15 protein-coding genes and 1 tRNA gene are annotated in these 18,984 nt (G+C 60.5%); 3 read left to right on the top strand and 13 right to left on the bottom strand.

What is annotated here, in order from left to right; genetic code table 11:
* Positions 1-46: 46 nt before the first annotated feature.
* Complete coding sequence (locus NF78_RS08300; RefSeq protein ID WP_035985718.1) at positions 47-730, top strand: ferritin-like domain-containing protein; 684 nt, start codon at positions 47-49, stop codon at positions 728-730.
* Between the two features lie 56 nt (positions 731-786).
* Here the strand turns inward: NF78_RS08300 and glsA are convergent, their stop codons facing one another.
* From glsA to lysA, 13 genes are all read right to left on the bottom strand, one after another.
* On the bottom strand, positions 787-1,746 hold the full coding sequence (gene glsA, locus NF78_RS08295) for a glutaminase A (protein ID WP_035985717.1): 960 nt from the start codon (positions 1,744-1,746) through the stop codon (positions 787-789).
* Between the two features lie 194 nt (positions 1,747-1,940).
* The gene (locus NF78_RS08290) at positions 1,941-3,005 is read right to left on the bottom strand and encodes an LOG family protein (protein WP_035985716.1); all 1,065 of its coding nucleotides are present in this window, start codon (positions 3,003-3,005) and stop codon (positions 1,941-1,943) included.
* A 193-nt stretch (positions 3,006-3,198) separates the two neighbouring features.
* Positions 3,199-3,519 (bottom strand): thioredoxin, encoded by a 321-nt coding sequence (gene trxA / locus NF78_RS08285; protein ID WP_035985715.1) that lies wholly within the window; start codon positions 3,517-3,519, stop codon positions 3,199-3,201.
* 495 nt (positions 3,520-4,014) lie between these two features.
* Positions 4,015-4,413: a hypothetical protein gene (locus tag NF78_RS08280; protein ID WP_035985714.1), complete on the bottom strand. Its 399-nt coding sequence runs from the start codon at positions 4,411-4,413 to the stop codon at positions 4,015-4,017.
* Positions 4,414-4,567: 154 nt separating this feature from the next.
* Positions 4,568-6,277, bottom strand: a complete 1,710-nt coding sequence (gene ureC, locus NF78_RS08275; RefSeq protein WP_035985713.1) for an urease subunit alpha — start codon at positions 6,275-6,277, stop codon at positions 4,568-4,570.
* A gap of 346 nt (positions 6,278-6,623) precedes the next feature.
* On the bottom strand, positions 6,624-7,580 hold the full coding sequence (locus NF78_RS08270) for an RNA polymerase sigma factor, RpoD/SigA family (protein ID WP_035985712.1): 957 nt from the start codon (positions 7,578-7,580) through the stop codon (positions 6,624-6,626).
* A 131-nt stretch (positions 7,581-7,711) separates the two neighbouring features.
* Positions 7,712-7,834, bottom strand: a complete 123-nt coding sequence (locus NF78_RS32915) for a hypothetical protein (RefSeq protein ID WP_263970568.1) — start codon at positions 7,832-7,834, stop codon at positions 7,712-7,714.
* 283 nt (positions 7,835-8,117) lie between these two features.
* The gene (sbcC, locus tag NF78_RS08265) at positions 8,118-11,123 is read right to left on the bottom strand and encodes an exonuclease subunit SbcC (protein WP_035985711.1); all 3,006 of its coding nucleotides are present in this window, start codon (positions 11,121-11,123) and stop codon (positions 8,118-8,120) included.
* A gap of 147 nt (positions 11,124-11,270) precedes the next feature.
* Positions 11,271-11,360: transfer RNA gene (locus tag NF78_RS08260), tRNA-Ser, on the bottom strand.
* Positions 11,361-11,460: 100 nt separating this feature from the next.
* Entirely contained in the window at positions 11,461-11,997 is a 537-nt protein-coding gene (gene pgsA, locus NF78_RS08255; protein ID WP_035985710.1) for a CDP-diacylglycerol--glycerol-3-phosphate 3-phosphatidyltransferase, read from the bottom strand.
* Between the two features lie 124 nt (positions 11,998-12,121).
* A complete protein-coding gene (locus NF78_RS08250) occupies positions 12,122-12,877 on the bottom strand; it encodes an isoprenyl transferase (RefSeq protein WP_035985709.1) in 756 nt (251 codons plus the stop codon).
* A complete protein-coding gene (gene cdaA, locus NF78_RS08245; protein ID WP_035985708.1) occupies positions 12,874-13,794 on the bottom strand; it encodes a diadenylate cyclase CdaA in 921 nt (306 codons plus the stop codon). The genes NF78_RS08250 and cdaA overlap by 4 nt, the downstream gene beginning before the upstream one ends.
* A 94-nt stretch (positions 13,795-13,888) precedes the next feature.
* A complete protein-coding gene (gene lysA / locus NF78_RS08240; protein WP_035985707.1) occupies positions 13,889-15,304 on the bottom strand; it encodes a diaminopimelate decarboxylase in 1,416 nt (471 codons plus the stop codon).
* A 181-nt stretch (positions 15,305-15,485) separates the two neighbouring features.
* On the opposite strand from lysA, the gene NF78_RS28120 reads away from it, so the two are divergent.
* A complete protein-coding gene (locus NF78_RS28120; RefSeq protein WP_052049988.1) occupies positions 15,486-16,295 on the top strand; it encodes a GNAT family N-acetyltransferase in 810 nt (269 codons plus the stop codon).
* A gap of 199 nt (positions 16,296-16,494) precedes the next feature.
* Positions 16,495-18,960, top strand: a complete 2,466-nt coding sequence (locus NF78_RS08230) for an ATP-dependent Clp protease ATP-binding subunit (protein WP_035989117.1) — start codon at positions 16,495-16,497, stop codon at positions 18,958-18,960.
* Positions 18,961-18,984: the final 24 nt, after the last annotated feature.

The raw sequence follows: 18,984 nt of genomic DNA, 5'->3' as shown, positions 1-18,984 counted from the left end.
TTTCTGAAATGGCTAGCAGGATCCATACCCCTATCTATCGGTAGCCATGCTTCAGCACCTTCTGTTTATTGGCTTTAGCGCTATCTACTACAGCCAGAGTGCCGCCAGTTCCCAGCGGCGGCCCCACCTGTTTGCCTCGCTGGCACTGCAAGAGGCAGAGGGCAGCCGCACCGTTGCTCACATCCGCACCGCCAAATCGACCGATATTCCGGGCTGGCTGGACGAGCAAATGCAGCGCCACGTCAGCGATGAGGTGCGCCACGCTCAGATTTTTACCAAAGCCGTCGAGCGCGAGGGCTACTTTATTGATCTGGAGAGCGAAGCGGCGCAGCAATCCCTCTCCAGCGTGGGGGAGGCTGCCATGCGGCGCTACCACCAGGTGGAGGATCTAGCGGCTGCCCCGCTGCCCCATCTGCTGGCCAGTGTGCTGCTGGCGGAGGAGTTGGGGGTGCGGGGGTTTCGCTGTATTCTCAAGGCGCTGCCAGAGCACCTGGGCGCAACTCGGGCGGCGATCGCATCGGTTTTGCAGGACGAAGAACGCCACGTGCAATATCTCAGCGATGCCCTGCGCTACTTCCGCGCCACTGCCGTCGTCGATGCCTACCGCCGCGATGTTGAGTCGAAAATGTTTAGCGATCTGGGCAAGGTGGTGGAGTTTTTGACCAGACCCGCCGCCGAGCGCCCCAGCCTGGTGCAGCCCGGCCACAAACCGGAACTCTCCCTGCTGTAGGGTGGCCCAGGTCGGCCAGGCTTAGGCTATGACCCTAACCCAGCCTGGCGTTATCGTCAGCCTTCGGCGGCGGCAAAGTTGCAGCGGCCCAGGGACAGGTCAAACAGGTGAAACCCGTACTGTCGGGAAAGCGCCTCAAACACCTTAAGCCCCCGGACACTGTTGCCGTGGCCATCTAGCAGAGGCGAAAATACCGCGATTCCAGCCTGGTTGGGCACCACCGCCATAATGCCCCCTGACACGCCGCTCTTGGCCGGAATCCCCACCCGAAAGGCCCACTCCCCGGCGAAATTGTACATGCCGCAGGTATACATCACGCTGAGAATGTCGCGCACGTGCTCGGACCCGACCGCCCGCTGACCAGTGATGGGGTTGACCCCCTGGTTAGCCAGCGTCGCCGCCATCACGGCCAGGTCGTGGGTGGTGACCAGCACAGCGCACTGCTGAAAGTACAGGTCGAGGGCTTCCTCAATGGGCTGCTCGATCATGCCAAAGTTGAGCATCAGGTGGGCCATGGCCCGGTTGCGGTGGCCTGTAGTTTTCTCCGACATAAAGGTGGACACGTCCACAAAGACCTCATTGCCCACGTAGCGCTCAAACATCGACAGCATTCGGTTCAGGCGCTCGGCGGGGTCACTGCCGGTGATCAGGCCGGTAGTGGCGATCGCTCCTGCATTTACCATCGGGTTGTCGGGGCGCTTAGAGTCCTCATCCAGGCGAATCAGCGAATTAAACGGGTCGCCCGTCGGCTCTACCCCCACCTTTCTCAGCAGTTTTTCGCGGCCATAGTCCTCCAGGGCCATGCCGTAGACAAACACCTTAGAAATCGACTGGATGGTGAATTTTTGCGCCACATCGCCCACCTCAAAGCTGCGGCCATCGAGGGTAACGATACTAATCCCAAACCAGCCGGGATCTGCCCGCGCCAGTTCAGGGATGTAGGACGCTAGCTTACCGTCAGTGATTCCCTTGAACTCGTGGTAGAGCTGCTCTAAAAACGTTTGCACCTGGGCCATGGGGAAGAAGGGGGGCGTGAGTAGGTGAGTATGCGGGTAGTGGGAGAACGGTCCAACTTAGGGCAATGGGGCACTTAAGGCTCGGCCATCAGGGCACTGGAGCCTGCTGTCTTTTGAGTAGTTTTGAGTAGGACTATCCAACCCGGCGACCCACAGACCCGCTGACTCCTCCACCCGTCCACCCATCCACACACCTACTTCTGCTCAGGGTGTTGGGCTTCGGGGCGGTGGTCGCCCAGATCGTTGAGCCGCCAGATCAGCTGGTGCAGTTTGCCAAAGTCGCGATGGTTGAAGTGCATCACCAGCCGAGGTAGCTTGGCGGTTTCATCGCTGTGTTCTTCGGGGAGCGCCGCAGATTTTTCGATTGTACCCTTGGCCAAAATATCGCCGAACTCATCGTTGAGCAGCGCCACCGCGCCATCGCTCAGGTCGCACTTTAGCCGCATAATCAGGCGATCGCCTGCGTAACGGCAGGAGTGGTACACCCGGTAAAAGCTGCTGATGGCGTGGCAGGCGTCGTCTACGTTGTCGGTCATGGTGTAGAGGCTGGGGTCGTCCGGGCTGATCAACCCTCTGTTGAGCAGGTGGGTGCGAATGTAGCTGTCCCACCCCTGCCAGTAGTCGCCGCCGGGGTGGTCCACCAGCACGATGGGCATGGGGTCAGCCTTGCCGGTTTGAATCAGCGTCAGCGACTCAAAGGCCTCATCCTGGGTGCCAAAGCCGCCGGGAAACAGCACCAGCGCATCACTTTCGCGCAGAAAAAACAGCTTGCGGGTAAAGAAATACTTGAAGTTGATCAGCTTGGGGTCGCCCTCCATAACCGGGTTGGCCCCCTGCTCAAAGGGGAGCTGAATGTTGAGCCCAAAGGAATGCTCAGCCCCCGCCCCGGCGTTGCCCGCCTCCATAATGCCGCCTCCGGCTCCGGTCATTACCATAAAGCCCAGCTCGGTAACCTGCTTAGCAAATTGTTCGGCCAGCTTGTAGTCGGGGCTGATGGCGCCGGTGCGAGCCGAGCCAAAAATGGTAATTTTGCGGGTGTGGCGGTAGGGGTAAAAGGCTTGAAACCCCTGCTCCATATCGAGCAGAGCATAATTTAAAATTTTCCAGTCCAGGCGGTCTGCCTCTCGCCCCATCATCCGCAGAATGGTCTCTAGGACTTGGCGAATTAGTCTGCCGTGTTCCAGGTGAGGCAGTTGCTCCAGCACAGTGGCCAAGTCAGCCTGAACACTAGAGGGCAAATCTGAGGGGAGCGCAACCATACGCTGTTGTTTCCTTAGAGGCAGCACTCTATTTTAGCGACAAATTTGCCCCTTGCCGTGCAAAAACTCTCCAGAGAGAAACTATGCTTCCCCAGAGAGTTTTGCTGAATATGCTGGATGAGTTTACTGGCCTGAGGCACCTTCCGGCCCTCTGGCCTAACGCTTACGGGGTCAACCGTAGAAAAGACGCTGCTTAGAGATACTTTTCGAGGGTATTGGCCAGGGTTGTTTTGGGTACCGCACCCACAACCATGTCAACTCGCTGACCTTCCTTGAAAATCATCAGGGTAGGAATGCTGCGAATACCGTACTGGCTAGCCACGCTGGGATTTTCGTCGGTATTTACTTTGACCACCTTAATCTGGCCATCGTATTGCTCAGCAATTTCTTCTACCACCGGGGCTACCATCCGGCAGGGGCCACACCAGGGGGCCCAAAAGTCTACCAGTACGGGAACGGTGCTTTCTAGAACTTCTTGCTTAAATGTAGAGTCTGTTACCTGGGCGGCTGCCATGCCTCGTGTTCCTTGCCGTTGTTAACCACACGCAATCTTACCATAGCCAACCCCGCCAAACCTCAGTCCTTGGGCAACATCTGGTTTGCAAAACTACACTGAAAGTCCGCAGCAGAATTGCGGTGGCGCTTGCAGCCGGGGTAAGCCCCGGATAAGAAACCGCCCAGACCTAGGGCCTGGGCGGGGTGTGGTGTGAGGAGTGAACGGAAACTTACGTCTCCGCTTTACTCTATTCTACTGTGGACAATTGAAAATCTGCCACTGCTCGATGACATTCGCAACAAATTTATGGTAGTCAAAAATTAATGTTGGCTTCGGGAACCAAAGCCATTTTCCAACATTGTAAATTTGACGTTCGCCCAGCTGCTACCAAACCCATTGACAGCAGAAGGCGCTGAGCGGTGGCTGGATTTTGAGCCGAATTGCTCTAACCATATTCTTAAGGCCTCAGTCGGCTCTAGCTAGCTCCCCTAACCTGCCCCGGTGGGCCAGCCCCTACTCCGAGAGGTGCTTGAGGACACGCTTGTCGGTCTCAGAAAGGGAGGTATTCGGTGAGTTCTCAGCCTGTTCAGCTCGTTCGGCCAGTTTCCGCAAATTGTTGCTGGCTGTCGCTCGCCCCGCTTCAATCGCTTCGTTTCGACCTTCAGTTTTGCCGATAACCTGCTTTGTGGTGTCCAATCCATTGTAGACATCTTCGGTCAGATTTTCGGCTTGCTGACTGGCTTTTTCTAAATCTAGAGGTTGCCCTTGCTTAGGATCGACGCTCTCTTGACCCGTCGTAAAAGGCGTTTCCCCTCGACCGGCATAGGTTAGAACTGTGCCCCAAAGGATTAGCCCCAGGGCAATGGCAAGGATAACGGCTACCAGAGCCACTATGCGGTTACGAACACCCATACTGCTTCCCATACAATGCCTCTAGGCTAAGCAAAAATTGCTGGGACGCCATCCTTCAAGAGAAGGACAGGGCTGGGGCAGAAGCGGGTCGGCGAGGCCATCGCTTGGGGCTGTGGTGACTTGCTGTTAGGCCGTACCAGGTTAATGTCAGCGCCTAAAACAAAAAGTATCGTTGGGCCATGGGCAAAAGGTCCGCTGGCTCGCAGGTGAGAAGTTCCCCATCGGCCCGCACCTCGTAGGTTTCGACGTTGACCTCCATGTGGGGCTGGTAGGTGTTGAGCTTCATGTCGGCCTTGGTGAGAGTGCGGCAGCGGGCCACCGCCGGGGTCGAGCTTTGCAGGCCGAACTGCGCGGGAATGTCCATTTCCAGGGCAGCCTGGGAGACAAAGGTGAGGCGAGTGGGGGCCATGGCTCCGCCAAAGCTGCCGAACATAGGCCGCATGTGGACCGGCTGGGGAGTGGGAATGCTGGCGTTGGGGTCGCCCATCTGCGCCCAGGCGATCGCGCCCCCCTTAATCACCAGCTCCGGCTTCACCCCAAAGAAGGCAGGTCGCCACAGGCAGATATCTGCCAGCTTGCCCTCCTCAATGGAGCCCACGTGGTCGGCGATGCCGTGGGTGATGGCGGGGTTGATGGTGTACTTGGCTACGTAGCGCTTGGCTCGGTAGTTGTCGTTGCGGTCAGAATCTTCGCTGAGCGCCCCCCGCTGTACCTTCATTTTGTGGGCGGTCTGCCAGGTGCGGATGATGACCTCCCCCACCCGGCCCATGGCCTGGGAGTCGGAGGCGATCATGCTGAAGGCTCCCAGGTCGTGGAGAATGTCCTCGGCGGCGATAGTCTCGCGGCGAATGCGGGACTCGGCAAAGGAAATGTCTTCAGGAATGCTGGGGCTGAGGTGGTGGCACACCATCAGCATGTCCAGGTGTTCGTCTAGGGTGTTGCGGGTGTAGGGGCGGGTGGGGTTGGTCGAAGAGGGCAACACGTTGGCCTCGCCGCAGACCTTGATGATGTCGGGCGCATGGCCGCCCCCGGCCCCCTCGGTGTGGTAGGTGTGAATCACCCGGTTTTTGAAGGCGGCGATGGTGTCCTCCACAAAGCCTGCCTCATTCAGGGTGTCGGTGTGGATGGCCACCTGCACGTCGTACTCGTCGGCGACGGCCAGGCAGGTGTCGATGGTGGCGGGGGTGGTGCCCCAGTCTTCGTGGAGCTTGAGGCCGATCGCTCCCGCCCTAAGTTGCTCCACCAGGGCCTGGGGCTGGGCGCTGTTGCCCTTGCCCAAAAAGCCCAGGTTCATGGGGAAGGCTTCCGCCGATTGCAGCATGCGGGCCAGGTGCCAGGCTCCGGGGGTGCAGGTGGTAGCGTTGGTGCCGGTGGCGGGGCCGGTGCCGCCGCCAATCATGGTGGTGATGCCGGAGGCGATCGCGGTCTCGATCTGCTGGGGGCAAATGAAGTGGATGTGGGTGTCGATGCCCCCGGCGGTGGCGATCATGCCCTCCCCGGCCACCACCTCGGTGCCGGGGCCAATAATAATGTCGATGTTGTCCTGGATGTAGGGGTTGCCCGCCTTGCCGATTTTGAAGATCTTGCCGTCCTTAAGGCCGATGTCGGCCTTGACGATGCCCCACCAGTCCAGGATCAAGGCATTGGTGATTACCGTGTCCACCGCCCCGGCGTCGCGCCCGATGGGCGACTGACCCATGCCGTCGCGGATCACCTTGCCACCGCCAAATTTCACCTCGTCCCCGTAGGTGGTGAAGTCCTGTTCCACTTCGATAATCAGCTCAGTGTCCGCCAGGCGGAGGCGATCGCCCACCGTGGGGCCAAAGGTTTCGGCATAGGCACGGCGGTCCATGCGATAGCTCATAGGGACTCCTGGGGAAATGGGGAAAATTTAGCCAGAACCACTCTAGAATGCGGGATTCCCCCCATTTGGTCAATCAGATTACGGTTGTGAAATATCGTTCTGGGCAATTCCATCTCACCCTTACCGCTCGGGGTCCTGGTCAGTAAGACATGAGATTTAAACCAAACAGCCCGAAGGATCAATCCCTCGGGCTGGGCCGCTAAGCTCTTAACGCCGACCTTAGGGCGTGTCGTCAATTGTGGTCAAAAGCCCGGTATAACAAGCTTTGCCACGCCCGACCCAAACGACAGGCTAGGGGCTGTAACGCTTAATTTTTGGGCGTCTAGCAGCTAATTGATAACAGCCCCTAGCTGGCAAGGTATTCGCGGATGTCGGACTGACGCTTGCGGAGCTTGGTCAGGGCCTCGCGCTCGATCTGGCGGACGCGCTCGCGGCTGATCGAGAGCAGATCACCAATTTTGGCCAGGGTCATCGTTTTGCCGTCGGCTAGGCCAAAGCGCAGGGAGAGCACCTCCCGCTGCTGGGGGGTCAGGTCGCCCATCAGACGCTCCAGATCCTGGCGTAGGGAGACCTGGGTGGCAAAGTCCTCGGGGGAGGGACCGTCGTCTTCGAGCAGTTCGCCCAGCTCAGTGTCCTGGTTGTCGCCCACCTTCAGGTCAAGGGAGAGGGGTTGACGGGACTTTTCCAGGTAGTCGCGCACCTGCTTGGTGGTCAGGTCGCACTCAATGGCCAGTTCTGCCACCGTAGCCGCTCGCCCATGCCGCTGCGAAAGCGTGCGCTGAGCTTTTTTGAGCTTGTTCAGCTTTTCAGTGATATGGATGGGCAGCCGAATGGTGCGGCTTTTTTCGGCGATGGCGCGGGTAATGGCCTGACGAATCCACCAGTAGGCGTAGGTGGAGAACCGGTAGCCCTTAGTGGGGTCGAACTTTTCGACGCCCCGCTGCATGCCAATGGTGCCCTCCTGGATCAGGTCAAGCAGATCGACGTTGCGCTTGATGTACTTTTTGGCCACAGAGACCACCAGGCGCAGGTTAGCTTCTACCATTTTGCGCTTGGCCAGGTTGCCCTGACGCACGATGACAGATAGCTCAGCCGCAGGTAGCTCAACCGCTTCGGCCCACTGTTCCAGCGTGAGGCCGTGACCAACCGTCTCTTCGACCGCTACCCGCTTGGCTTCTAGCGCCGTCAGCTTCTGCACCTGCTTACCCAACACGATCTCTTCCTCGTGGGTCAGCAGCGGCACCTTGCCAATCTCCTTCAGGTAGGTGCGCACCAAATCCGTGGAGTTTTGCACAGTTCTCATATAACTCGGCAATCTAAGGAACAGCGTCGAAGGAACAGGGAAGAAAACGGCTAATCAGCCGCCAACCGAACAATTGCCGCAGCAGACTGGGGCGAGCGGCAGAAAACCGGGGGTTAGGTGGAACTGACGGCCTAGGGGCGAGAGCGAACTGGAACTGGAATAGGTTCGGCTTCCAGGGCGGCTTCCTCGGCACGACGCTGGAGGAGTGCGCCAGCGATCGCCAGGGCGGCCGCAACTTCTAAAGCAATATCCACAGCGTTAGCGGGTAGGTTCATTGGTAAATAGTTGTTAATCATTTATGTAAACAACTGTAACATTTATTAAAGAGACCGTGAATGGCTATTAATACCTAGGGCGATCCCCGTCGCAAAGGCTGTATTCCCCAGATTAAAGGTCTTTCAATGGGTGTATTGCATTCCAGAAGACATATTTTTAGAATTGCAGTGAAAGAGATTCTCAGAATCTAAAAAAATATTAATAAAAACTTGAGTGAGCACTCCTTGCTTTCTGTAGGGTCACGCTCTATAAAGTCATGCTCTAGGCAGAGAGGGTCAGCTGAGAGCCGTCGGTCGTTTTGACCACGTCAATTCGAGTCTGGAAGGCGGCGCGGAAGTGGGGAATGTGGGTAACGGTGAGAATGCAGGCAAAGTCTGGGGCGATCGCGTTGATGGCGGCAATCAAGCGATCGCATCCCTGCTGATCCTGGCTGCCAAAGCCCTCGTCGATGATCAGTAGCTGCAGGGCCAGGCCCGATCGCTGGGCCAGCAGCCTGGCCAGGGCCAGCCGCAGGGCAAAATTCACCCGAAACGCCTCACCGCCCGAGTAGGTTTCGTAGGGCCGCGTTCCGTGGGCGTCGGCGATCAAAATATCCAGGGTGTCGATCACCCCCTGGCCGCGTTTGGTGGCCCGCTGGGTGACAAACCGCACGTGGAGCTGGTGGGCGCTGAGGCGGCCCAGCAGGTGGTTGGTTTCGGCCTCCAGGTGGGGCAGCAGATTTTCTATCATCAACGCCTGAATGCCGTTGCGGCCAAAGGCCTGGGCCAGCTCCTGGTAGACCCGCTGCCGCTGGCGCACGGCGGCCAGTTCCTGCTGTTTTTGGGCCAGCCCCTGCTGGAGCGCCTCCAGATGTTGCCGGGCCTGGTCGAGGGCGCCCAGCTGGGCCAGCATCGCATCGCGGCGCTGCTGACGGGCGGCGATCGCGCCCTCCAGTTCGGCCAGCTCGGCCGGACGGTAGGCCAGGGCCTGACGCTCCGTCTCCAGGGCCAGAATGGCCTCATCTAGCTGGGCCAGTTCCTGCCGCTGCTGCTGCTGCTGAGCCTGGAGCAGCGCGAGCTGGGCCTTGCGATCGGCCTGGTGCTGGTGGGCCTGGTTCAGGTCGTGGTGGCGCTGTCGCCAGATCTGGGCCGCCTGCAGGGCCTGGCGCACCTGCTGGTGGTCTTCGATAGAGTAGTCAAGTGCATCAATGGCGGTTTGGACCGCGGCCAGCGCCTGACCGGGTTCACTCTGGCGGAGCTGGGCCAGCTCCGCCTCCAGCCGGGTCAGCTCCGCCTCCAGCCGCTGTTGCCGCTGGGTGAGCTGCTGCTGCCGCCGCTGCCCCTGGACCAGCTCGCGGTGTTTGATCTCGGCCCAGCGCAGGCGATCGACCTGCCCCCGCACCAGGGCGTGGTCGCGATCGTCGTAGGCCAGCTGGGCCAGGGTTTCGTCGAGGTGGCGCAGCTCGGTGCGCAGATCGAGGGCGTACTGGTTGTCGGCCAGCCGCTGCCCCAGCCGCTGCTGCTCCGTTGCCAGGGCCTGGAGCTGCTCCTGCACCGTCGCCTGGGAGGCCATCTGGGCGGTCAGCTGTCCCTGCTTTTGCAGCGCTGGCACGTAGGCTTCCAGCTCCGCCTCTACGGCGCGATACTCCTGCCGCAGCACCTGAATTTCTCGCTCGGAGGCCGACAGCTGCTCTCGAATCACCCAAATTTCTTCCTGGAGTTCTTGCTGCTGCTGGCGATGGCGCTGCTCAACGACGGTGCGGTGGTGGGCAGTGAGGGGGCGATCGCAGAGGGGACAGGTGGCCTCAGGCTGGATCAGCAGCCCCAACTTGTGGCCAATCTGAGCGATCTGGGTTTCGCAGCGGCGCTGGTTGGCCTGCAGGACTTCCATAAAGCTGCGGCGCTCCAGACCCTTTTCTCGCACCTGCTCCTGGTAGGCCCGGCGCTGCTCCAGGTAGCTGAGGGTGTTGGACACTGCCTGGGCCGTGGCGACCAGCTCCGAGCGATCGCCCTGGTGCTGCTGTAGCTGCTGGGCGCTGGCGGTGAGTTCTTCGAGGCGGGTTTGCAGGTGGGTCTGGGCCTGCCGCAGCTCGCCCTCCAGCTGCCGGCGGCGCTGCTGCAGCGGTTCCGCCTGCAGTTGCAGGGCGTCGAGGTGTTGCAGACGCGCCCTGGCCACCAAAAACTGCTCACGGCTGGCGGCGATCGCCTCCGCCTGGGCCAGCAGCTCGGCGCGATCGGCCAGCTGGGCCTCCACGGCGGCCAGCTGCACCTGGGCCTGGTTGAGGCGGTTGCGGGTGTGCTGGGAATGGGCCTGCCAGGTTGCCTCCAGAGTCTGGCGCTGGGCCTGCAGGGTTTGGTATTGAACAAACTGCTGGTTGAGCTGGGTGTCCTGGGCCTCCAGGGCCAGCAGCTCGGCCAGGCCGGCTTCGATGGCGGTTGCTTGGGCCAGCAGGTGTTCTCGCTGGCGCTGCTCGGCGGACAGCGCAGCCAGGTTGGTGTCGGTTTGCTGAAGCAGGGCGACCAGGTGGCCCTGCTGCTGGCGCTGCATCTGGAGCTGCTGCTCGTAGTCGCGGTGGCGCTGCTCCAGCGATCGCAGCTGCAGCAGGCGATCGCGATCGCCCCCCTGCTGCTGGTCCAGCTCGTGGAGGGCCTGCTGCAGCTCGGCCTGGCGCTGCAGGGTGGGCTCGTAGTCGGCCAGGGTGGCCACCAGCTCGTCCAGTTGGGTCTGGCGCAGGGAGGCTTCCACCTTGGCCTGCCGGGCCTGGTCTCTAGCCCGCTCGGCCAGCTGGTCGTAGTGGTTGAGCTTGAGCAGGTCGGCCAAAATTTGCTTGCGATCGCCGGGCCGCTTCAGCATAAAGTCGTCGGCCCTGCCCTGGCGCAGGTAGGCCGAGTTGATGAACGTCTCGTAGTCGAGCCTGAGGTGGCGGCAGAGGAGGGCCTGGGTGGCGCGCACGCCCCGCTGGGTCAGCACCCGCCAGCCCGCCTCGGTGTAGACCTGAAACTCCAGACTGGTGCCCTGGCTGCGGTGGCGACTGCGAATCACCCGGTAGGTGTGATCGCCCTGCTGAAACTGAAAACTGACGCTGGCCTCCAGCGCGCCCTGGTGAATGATGTCGTCATCGGCTGCGGCCCGGCTCTGGCCCCACAGCGCCCAGGCGATCGCCTCTAGCAGCGACGACTTGCCCGCACCGTTTGGCCCCGCCACGCAGACCACGTGCAGGCCGCTAAAGTCGAGACTGGCCTCGCGGTAGCTGAGAAAGTTTTTGAGGGAAATGTGCTTGGGAATCATGGGTACATCAGCACCACTCCCCTAAGCCTACAGTACAAGAGAATCTCAAGTACACCTGTATCTTAAAGGCGGACTCCCATAAACGCAAAAATCGCTGCAGATGACGGCGCATCCCAGCGATTTTTGTCGGTTCGGGTATGTCAAATACGGAAGCGGTGGGATTTGAACCCACGAGGGAAGGTTTACTCCCCTACCTCCTTAGCAGGGAGGCGCTTTCGACCACTCAGCCACGCTTCCAAGAACAAGAAGTTCTTTGTTAGTTTAGCAGACCTTGGCCGCATCTCTATCAACCCGAAAAACTTTCAACCGGAAAAACTTTTGTGTTGCTTAATCCGCCCTAGGCGGTGCGGCTGGGCTGGATCTGGGGCCAGAGATAGACCAGTCCCGACACCAGAGTCAGCCCCACCGCCAGCCAAAACAGCGCCAGGGCTACCCCGTCCCAGGCCGTTGGGTGCGGGGCCAGCAGCAGCGCGATCGCGGCGATCTGCACCACGGTTTTGGCCTTGCCCCACAGGTTGGCTCCCGGCACCGCCCCTCCGGCCTGAAGCACGGGGTTGACGCGCCAGCCCGCGATCGTAACCTCCCGCGCCACGATCAAAAAAACGCCCCAGGCAGGTACCTGTCCCAGCTCGACCAGCATCAGCAGTGGGGCAAACACCAGCAGCTTGTCCACCAGGGGGTCTAAAAACTTGCCCAGGTCGGTGACCTGGTTGAGCCTGCGGGCCAGGTAGCCATCCAGCCAGTCGGTGCCCGCCGCCACCACAAAGAGGCCTGCCGCCCACCAGCGCTGGGCCTCCGTTGGAGCCTGGAGCAGAACCAGCAGGATCGGTACGCCGAGCAGGCGGGAGACGGTGATCCAGGTGGGGAGATTCATAGGATTTTGGATTTTAGATTGCGGATTTTGGCAGCCAGGGCGGCTTGAGCAACGACCATCGCTTTTCCATCAAAGGCCTTTCTGGCCTGAATGTCCTCTTCCCCCAGGGGAGGGCTTGGGCGGCTTATCCCTTGACTTTGCCAAACCGGCGATCGCGCTGCTGGTAGGCAAAAATCGCCCGGTGAAACTCCGAAATATCAAAATCGGGCCAGAGGGTATCGGTGACATAGATCTCGGCGTAGGCCAGCTGCCACAGCAAAAAGTTGCTGATTCGCATTTCGCCGCTGGTGCGAATCAGCAGGTCCGGGTCGCTGATCTCGGCTGTGTAAAGGTGGCGGCTAAACAGGTCTTCACTGATGTCGCTGGGGTCGAGCTCGCCCCGCTGCACCTGCTCGGCGATCGCGCGGCAGGCCTGCACAATCTCCTGGCGACCGCCGTAGTTGGTGGCTACCGTGAACTCAATGCCGTGGTTGCCCTGGGTTTGAGTCACCGCCTGGTGAATTTCGCCCTGGAGGGATTCGGGCAGGGCGGCCAGGTTGCCGACAAAGCGAATCCGGACATTCTCCTCCATCATCTCCAGCAGTTCCTGGCGCAGCACCCGTTCAAACAGCGCCATCAAAAAATCCACCTCCTCCACCGGACGGCCCCAGTTCTCAGTGGAAAAGGCGTAGGCGGTGAGGGCACTAATGCCCCAGTCGCGGCAGCAGCGCAGCAGCGTTTTGAGGGTGTCCACCCCGCGGCGGTGACCCATAATGCGCGGCAGCCCGCGCCGTTTAGCCCAGCGCCCGTTGCCGTCCATAATCACCGCCACATGCCGGGGGAGGCGATCGGGCTTGAGGTCGGCGGGCAGGGCATGTCGAACAACAGGCTTGGTGGTCATTTTTTCTCTCGGGGAGACGATGAGGGGAGACGAAACAAGCGCAGCACGTAGGTAACCCCAAGGCTGCCCAGCCGCCGACCAAGGCTTCTGAGCTGGGGGGCTACCGCCTCGCGATCTACCGATTTTGAAAACTTAGACCGCAGAATACTGCGCAGGCGGCTGCTAGTCAGAGGCCGATCTAGAATACCGCCTTCCGCCAAAGAAATAGAGCCTGTTTCTTCCGATACCACCACACAGAGACAGTGCTCTACCCGTTCGGTGATGCCCATGGCCGCCCGGTGGCGGGTGCCCAGCTGGCGTGAGGCCACCCGCTCCGAAATTGGCAAAATTACCCCCGCAGCCGCAATTCGCGACCCCCGCACCAGCATGGCCCCATCGTGAAGCAGCGTGCTGGTCTGAAAAATAGTTTGAATTAGCTCCTTCGAAACCTCCGCATTGAGGCGCACCCCCGGCACTGTGAAGTCTCGCTCATCGATGGGCTTGTCGATCTCAAGAATCAACAGTGCCCCGGTGCGGTTTTGGGACAGTTCCTTGACGGCATCGACAATTTCATCGATCACGTTGTCGGGCTGGGGCATCGCCTCCCGAGACGGGCTGAGCAACTCCCAGACCCGCCCCTGCCCCAGCAGCTCCAGCAGCCGCCGAAATTCCCCCTGGAGCATGAACGCCATCGCCACCGCCGAGCCAATCACCAGCTTGTCGAGCACAAAGCCCAGCAGCGCCAGGCCCAGGAATTTGCCCAGCGCCGCCGCCAGCATTAAAAAAATTAGCCCCCGCACCATCCACAGGGTGCGCTTCTCGCCAATGATGACCAGCACCACATAGCTCAGCAGCAGCACCAGCGCAATATCCAGCGCCTGAAGCACGAACCTGACCTGGTCAAGGTTTGTTAGCCATTGCTCCCACAGGTAGTTCATGCAGCGTTAGAGAGAGGTGCCTGAGCGGCTGTGCGATAGGTGGCCCGATCGGCCCCCTGGCAAAACCCTGGCCAAGACTAGCCACGGTAGCCGACTAGGTGGACTTGGCTCTGGGTCGCAGGGCTTCAGGTAAGCAATCCTGACGAAGCAAATCGGCTACGGTTTCTCGACGAAGAATCAAGCTGGCGTCGCCTTCGGCCACCAGCACCGCCGCAGGCCGAGGCACCCGGTTGTAGTTCGAAGCCATGCTGTAATTGTAGGCACCCGTGCCCGCAATAGTAACGACATCTCCGCTCTTCAACTCGGGCAGCGGCGCATCCTTGATTAGAATATCGCCTGACTCGCAGTGTTTACCAGCGAGAGTCACCGTTTCTGCCAGGGGCGCGGCCATCCGGTTGGCCACCAGGGCTCGGTACACCGACTGGTAGGTGATGGGGCGAGGATTGTCGGACATGCCGCCGTCGATGGCAGCGTAGGTGCGCAGGCCGGGGATTACCTTCTGACTGCCGACCCGATAGGCGGTGACACAGGCCGGACCCACCAGCGATCGCCCCGGTTCGCACAGCAGCCGGGGCAGGGGGATTCCCTCCGCCTGACAGGCGGCCACCACGCTGTCGCACACCGTCTTCACCCAGGTGTCGATGCTCGGCGGGTCATCGCCCTCGGTGTAGCGAATGCCCAGACCGCCGCCCACATCCAGCTCGCTCAGGGTCAGGCCGTAGCGCTGGGCGGTGACCATCCACTGGGCCATGACTCCGCCCAGATCGGTGTGGGGGTTGAGTTCAAAAATTTGTGAGCCGATGTGGGCATGTACCCCCAGGCAGTGGAGTTGAGGCTGGCCCGCCAAAAACTCAAACACAGATTCGATCTGGTCGGGGTCAAAACCAAACTTGCTGTCCAGGTGGCCGGTGCGAATGTACTCGTGGGTGTGGCACTCGATGCCGGGGGTAACTCGCAGCAAAATCGGCACCGTTTTGCCCTCGCGGCTGGCAATCTCGCCCAGGGTCTTCAGCTCCAGCCAGTTGTCGACGACAACACGACAGCCTACCTCCACGGCCAGGGTCAGTTCTTCGAACGACTTGTTGTTGCCGTGGAAGTAGATGTTGGCGGGGGCGGCTCCGGCCTCGGTGGCGGTCAACAACTCCCCGGCGGAAACCACATCGATGCCCAACCCCTCGTCGGTGACAATCGCGCAGACGGCCAGGCAGCTCCAGGCCTTAGAGGCGTAGAGGACCAGGGCCTGACCGGGGTAGTAGCGCTCAAAGCCCTGGCGGTACTGGCGGCAGGCGGTGCGCAGGGTGTGGTCGTCCAAAATATAGAGAGGGGTGCCAAACCGCTCCACCAGGTCGACTACATCGCAGCCTCCGACGCTGAGATGGTGGTCAGCCGTGACGGTGGCGGTGAGGGGCAGCAGCAGCTGGTTGGGGGACAGATCGGCGGTGGAATCGGTGGGGGGAAGGTACTGGCGGCTGTCAGCAGTAGAGGCCGGCTCAGAAGATGTGGAAACCATAGACGTTGCGCTCACAAAAACGTTAAGAGGATTCAAGGGGTGATTTGGAGACAGCCGCGACGCTAAATCGGCGGTGTTGGGGGGGCTACCCGGCCCCTCCGCCGCACCGCACCTAACCCTCAGTGTACAATTAAGGGCTGTGCCAGTTTTTAGCCAATTTTTGAATTAGCGCCAGTTTTTTGTGGGTTACCTCTCCTGCCAGGCTCCGAGCCACGACGACATTGCTGCTCTGGTAGCCCTCGACCAGCTGGCCCTGGGGGGGCTGTGGTCGGCGGAGGGGTACCGGCGGGAGATCGACAGCCCCAACAGCTGTCTCCTGATGCTGGTGCATCGAGCCCATGCTATCGGTGGGGAGGGGCTGAATCCATCGACGGCTTCAATGGCTCACCCTCAGCCCTCAGATGTAATGGATTCACACTTAATCGGTATAGATGAGCTGGCTGCCGCCGACCTCACGGCGGTGGCTCCGCCTCCAGACCGAGGCCCTGGGGTGGTCCCAGGCGGGGAGAATGGCGATGACTCTGGCGATGACTCTGGCGAACGACGTCTTCTCGGCCTGGGCTGCTACTGGGCTATTTTGGATGAGGCCCACATCACGGTGCTGGCGATCGATCCTCGCTACCAGCGGCGGGGGTTGGGGAGCTGGCTGCTGGTCAACCTGCTGCTTGAGGCCTGTGCGGATCCGGTCGCGGTTGCCAGCAGTTCTAGTCGGGATCGCTCTGAGACCTGTGCCCTGGTCCGCGCCACCCTGGAGGTACGGCCTTCCAACAGTCGCGCCCTGGCCCTCTACGAGAGCTTTGGCTTTGAAAGCCTGGGACGCCGCCGTCGCTACTACGCAGATGGCGAAGATGCCCTGATTTTGTGGCAAAACTCGCTTAGAACCCCCGAATTTCGCGATCGACTGCACCAGCGCTACAGTCAGATTTACCAGCGGCTCCAGCGCCAGGGATGGCGAATTGCCAATCCAAAACTGTCGGCAAACCGAACCTGAAACCGAACCTTTAAAGTTGAGAAAATTTACATTTTCTACAATCTCAACCCATTGACACTTGGCGATCCCGGACTGTTTTTGCAGCTTGATCTGTCTATTAACTACTGCGGGTAAACCGGCTGTTTGGTAGGGCACAACTGACAAAAACCGCTGTGCTAGAATTTGCCTATCCGGCACGCACCAGGTGATTAATACCATCATGTTTGAACGCTTCACAGAAAAAGCAATCAAGGTCATCATGCTGGCGCAGGAGGAAGCTCGTCGGTTAGGCCACAACTTCGTGGGTACCGAGCAGATTCTCCTGGGGTTAATTGGGGAAGGCACAGGCGTAGCCGCCAAGGTCTTGAAGTCGATGGGCGTCAACCTCAAGGACGCGCGCATCGAAGTCGAGAAGATCATTGGTCGCGGCTCCGGGTTTGTCGCCGTTGAAATTCCCTTTACCCCCCGAGCCAAGCGTGTGCTTGAACTCTCCCTGGAAGAGGCCCGTCAGCTCGGCCACAACTACATTGGCACTGAGCACCTGCTCCTGGGATTGATCCGCGAAGGCGAGGGGGTCGCGGCCCGCGTTCTCGAAAATCTGGGTGTTGACCTCTCGAAGGTGCGCACTCAGGTGATTCGCATGCTGGGTGAAACCGCTGAGGTGTCTGCCGGGGGCGGCCAGGGCCGTACCAAAACCCCTACCCTCGACGAGTTTGGCTCTAACCTGACGCAGATGGCCGCCGACGGCAAGCTGGATCCTGTGGTGGGCCGCCAAAAAGAAATCGAGCGCGTCATCCAGATTTTGGGCCGACGCACCAAAAACAACCCGGTGCTGATCGGCGAACCCGGTGTGGGTAAAACCGCGATTGCCGAAGGACTGGCCCAGCGCATCGGCAACGGCGACGTGCCGGACATTCTGGAAGACCGCCGCGTGGTGACGCTGGACATCGGCCTGCTAGTGGCCGGTACCAAGTACCGGGGCGAGTTCGAAGAGCGCCTGAAGAAAATCATGGACGAGATCCGCTCTGCCGGAAACGTCATCCTGGTGATCGACGAAGTCCACACCCTGATTGGGGCTGGAGCCGCCGAGGGAGCAATCGACGCCGCCAACATTCTCAAGCCTGCCCTGGCGCGGGGTGAACTCCAGTGCATCGGCGCGACCACGCTGGATGAGTACCGTAAGCACATCGAGCGGGATGCCGCCCTGGAGCGCCGCTTCCAGCCGGTGATGGTGGGCGAGCCCAGCGTGGAGGAAACCATCGAGATTCTCCACGGCCTGCGCGATCGCTACGAGCAGCACCACAAGCTGAAGATCTCCGACGACGCCCTGGAGGCCGCCGCCAAGCTCTCCGATCGCTACATTGCCGACCGCTTTTTGCCTGACAAAGCCATCGACCTGATTGATGAAGCGGGGTCTCGGGTGCGCCTGATCAACTCCCAGCTGCCGCCGGCGGCCAAGGAGCTCGATCGCGAGTTGCGCCAGGTGCTCAAGGACAAAGACAACGCCGTGCGCTCCCAGGACTTTGACAAGGCCGGGGAACTGCGCGATCGCGAGATGGAGATCAAGGCCGAAATCCGCGCGATCGCCCAAAACAAAGCCACCGAAGACGCCGAGGGCGAGGATCAGCCCGTGGTCGGCGAAGAGGACATTGCCCATATCGTCGCCTCCTGGACTGGCGTGCCGGTGAGCAAGCTTACCGAGTCCGAGTCCGAGAAGCTGATGCACATGGAAGACACCCTGCACCAGCGCCTGATCGGTCAGGACGAGGCGGTGAAGGCGATCTCCCGCGCCATTCGCCGGGCGCGGGTGGGCCTCAAGAACCCTAACCGACCCATTGCTAGCTTCGTCTTCTCCGGTCCTACCGGGGTGGGTAAGACCGAACTGGCCAAGTCTCTGGCCTCCTACTTCTTCGGCTCCGAGGATTCGATGATCCGCCTCGACATGTCCGAGTTTATGGAGCGCCACACCGTCTCCAAGCTGATTGGCTCCCCTCCGGGCTACGTGGGCTACAACGAGGGCGGTCAGCTGACCGAGGCGGTGCGCCGTCGGCCCTACACCGTGGTGCTGTTCGACGAGATCGAAAAAGCCCACCCCGACGTCTTCAACATGCTGCTGCAAATCCTGGAAGACGGTCGCCTCACCGACGCCAAGGGCCGCACGGTGGACTTCAAGAACACCCTGCTGATCATGACCTCCAACATCGGCTCCAAGGTGATCGAGAAGGGCGGCGGCGGTCTCGGCTTCGAGTTCGAGCAGGACCAGGCCGAATCCCAGTACAACCGCATCCGCTCCCTGGTGAACGAAGAACTCAAGCAGTATTTCCGGCCTGAGTTCCTCAACCGCCTCGACGAGATCATCGTCTTCCGTCAGCTCACCAAGGACGAGGTCAAGGAGATCTCCGACATTCTGCTCAAGGAGGTGTTTGCTCGACTCACCGAGAAGAACATCACCCTGCAGGTGACCGAGCGCTTCAAGGAGCGCCTGGTGGAGGAGGGCTACAACCCCAGCTACGGGGCCCGTCCGCTGCGTCGCGCGATCATGCGCCTGCTGGAGGACACCCTGGCCGAGGAGATTCTCTCCGGTCGTCTGGGCGATGGCGACACCGCCACCGTCGATGTGGACGACAGCGGCAAGGTCACCATCCAGGCCGAGCAGCGTCGTGAGCTAATTTCCGCCGAAAGCTAACCCGCTGATTAACAATTCCTATCG

This window comes from Leptolyngbya sp. KIOST-1 (genome assembly GCF_000763385.1).
Classification (GTDB): Bacteria; Cyanobacteriota; Cyanobacteriia; order Phormidesmidales; family Phormidesmidaceae; genus Nodosilinea.
This window is presented reverse-complemented; position numbering and strand designations above follow the sequence as displayed.

Coding starts and splice junctions, on each gene's coding strand:
- NF78_RS08300 (WP_035985718.1), top strand. CDS start 47: ATGCTTCAGCACCTTCTGTTTATTGGCTTTAGCGCTATCTACTACAGC.
- glsA (WP_035985717.1), bottom strand. CDS start 1,746: ATGGCCCAGGTGCAAACGTTTTTAGAGCAGCTCTACCACGAGTTCAAG.
- NF78_RS08290 (WP_035985716.1), bottom strand. CDS start 3,005: ATGGTTGCGCTCCCCTCAGATTTGCCCTCTAGTGTTCAGGCTGACTTG.
- trxA (WP_035985715.1), bottom strand. CDS start 3,519: ATGGCAGCCGCCCAGGTAACAGACTCTACATTTAAGCAAGAAGTTCTA.
- NF78_RS08280 (WP_035985714.1), bottom strand. CDS start 4,413: ATGGGTGTTCGTAACCGCATAGTGGCTCTGGTAGCCGTTATCCTTGCC.
- ureC (WP_035985713.1), bottom strand. CDS start 6,277: ATGAGCTATCGCATGGACCGCCGTGCCTATGCCGAAACCTTTGGCCCC.
- NF78_RS08270 (WP_035985712.1), bottom strand. CDS start 7,580: ATGAGAACTGTGCAAAACTCCACGGATTTGGTGCGCACCTACCTGAAG.
- sbcC (WP_035985711.1), bottom strand. CDS start 11,123: ATGATTCCCAAGCACATTTCCCTCAAAAACTTTCTCAGCTACCGCGAG.
- pgsA (WP_035985710.1), bottom strand. CDS start 11,997: ATGAATCTCCCCACCTGGATCACCGTCTCCCGCCTGCTCGGCGTACCG.
- NF78_RS08250 (WP_035985709.1), bottom strand. CDS start 12,877: ATGACCACCAAGCCTGTTGTTCGACATGCCCTGCCCGCCGACCTCAAG.
- cdaA (WP_035985708.1), bottom strand. CDS start 13,794: ATGAACTACCTGTGGGAGCAATGGCTAACAAACCTTGACCAGGTCAGG.
- lysA (WP_035985707.1), bottom strand. CDS start 15,304: ATGGTTTCCACATCTTCTGAGCCGGCCTCTACTGCTGACAGCCGCCAG.
- NF78_RS08230 (WP_035989117.1), top strand. CDS start 16,495: ATGTTTGAACGCTTCACAGAAAAAGCAATCAAGGTCATCATGCTGGCG.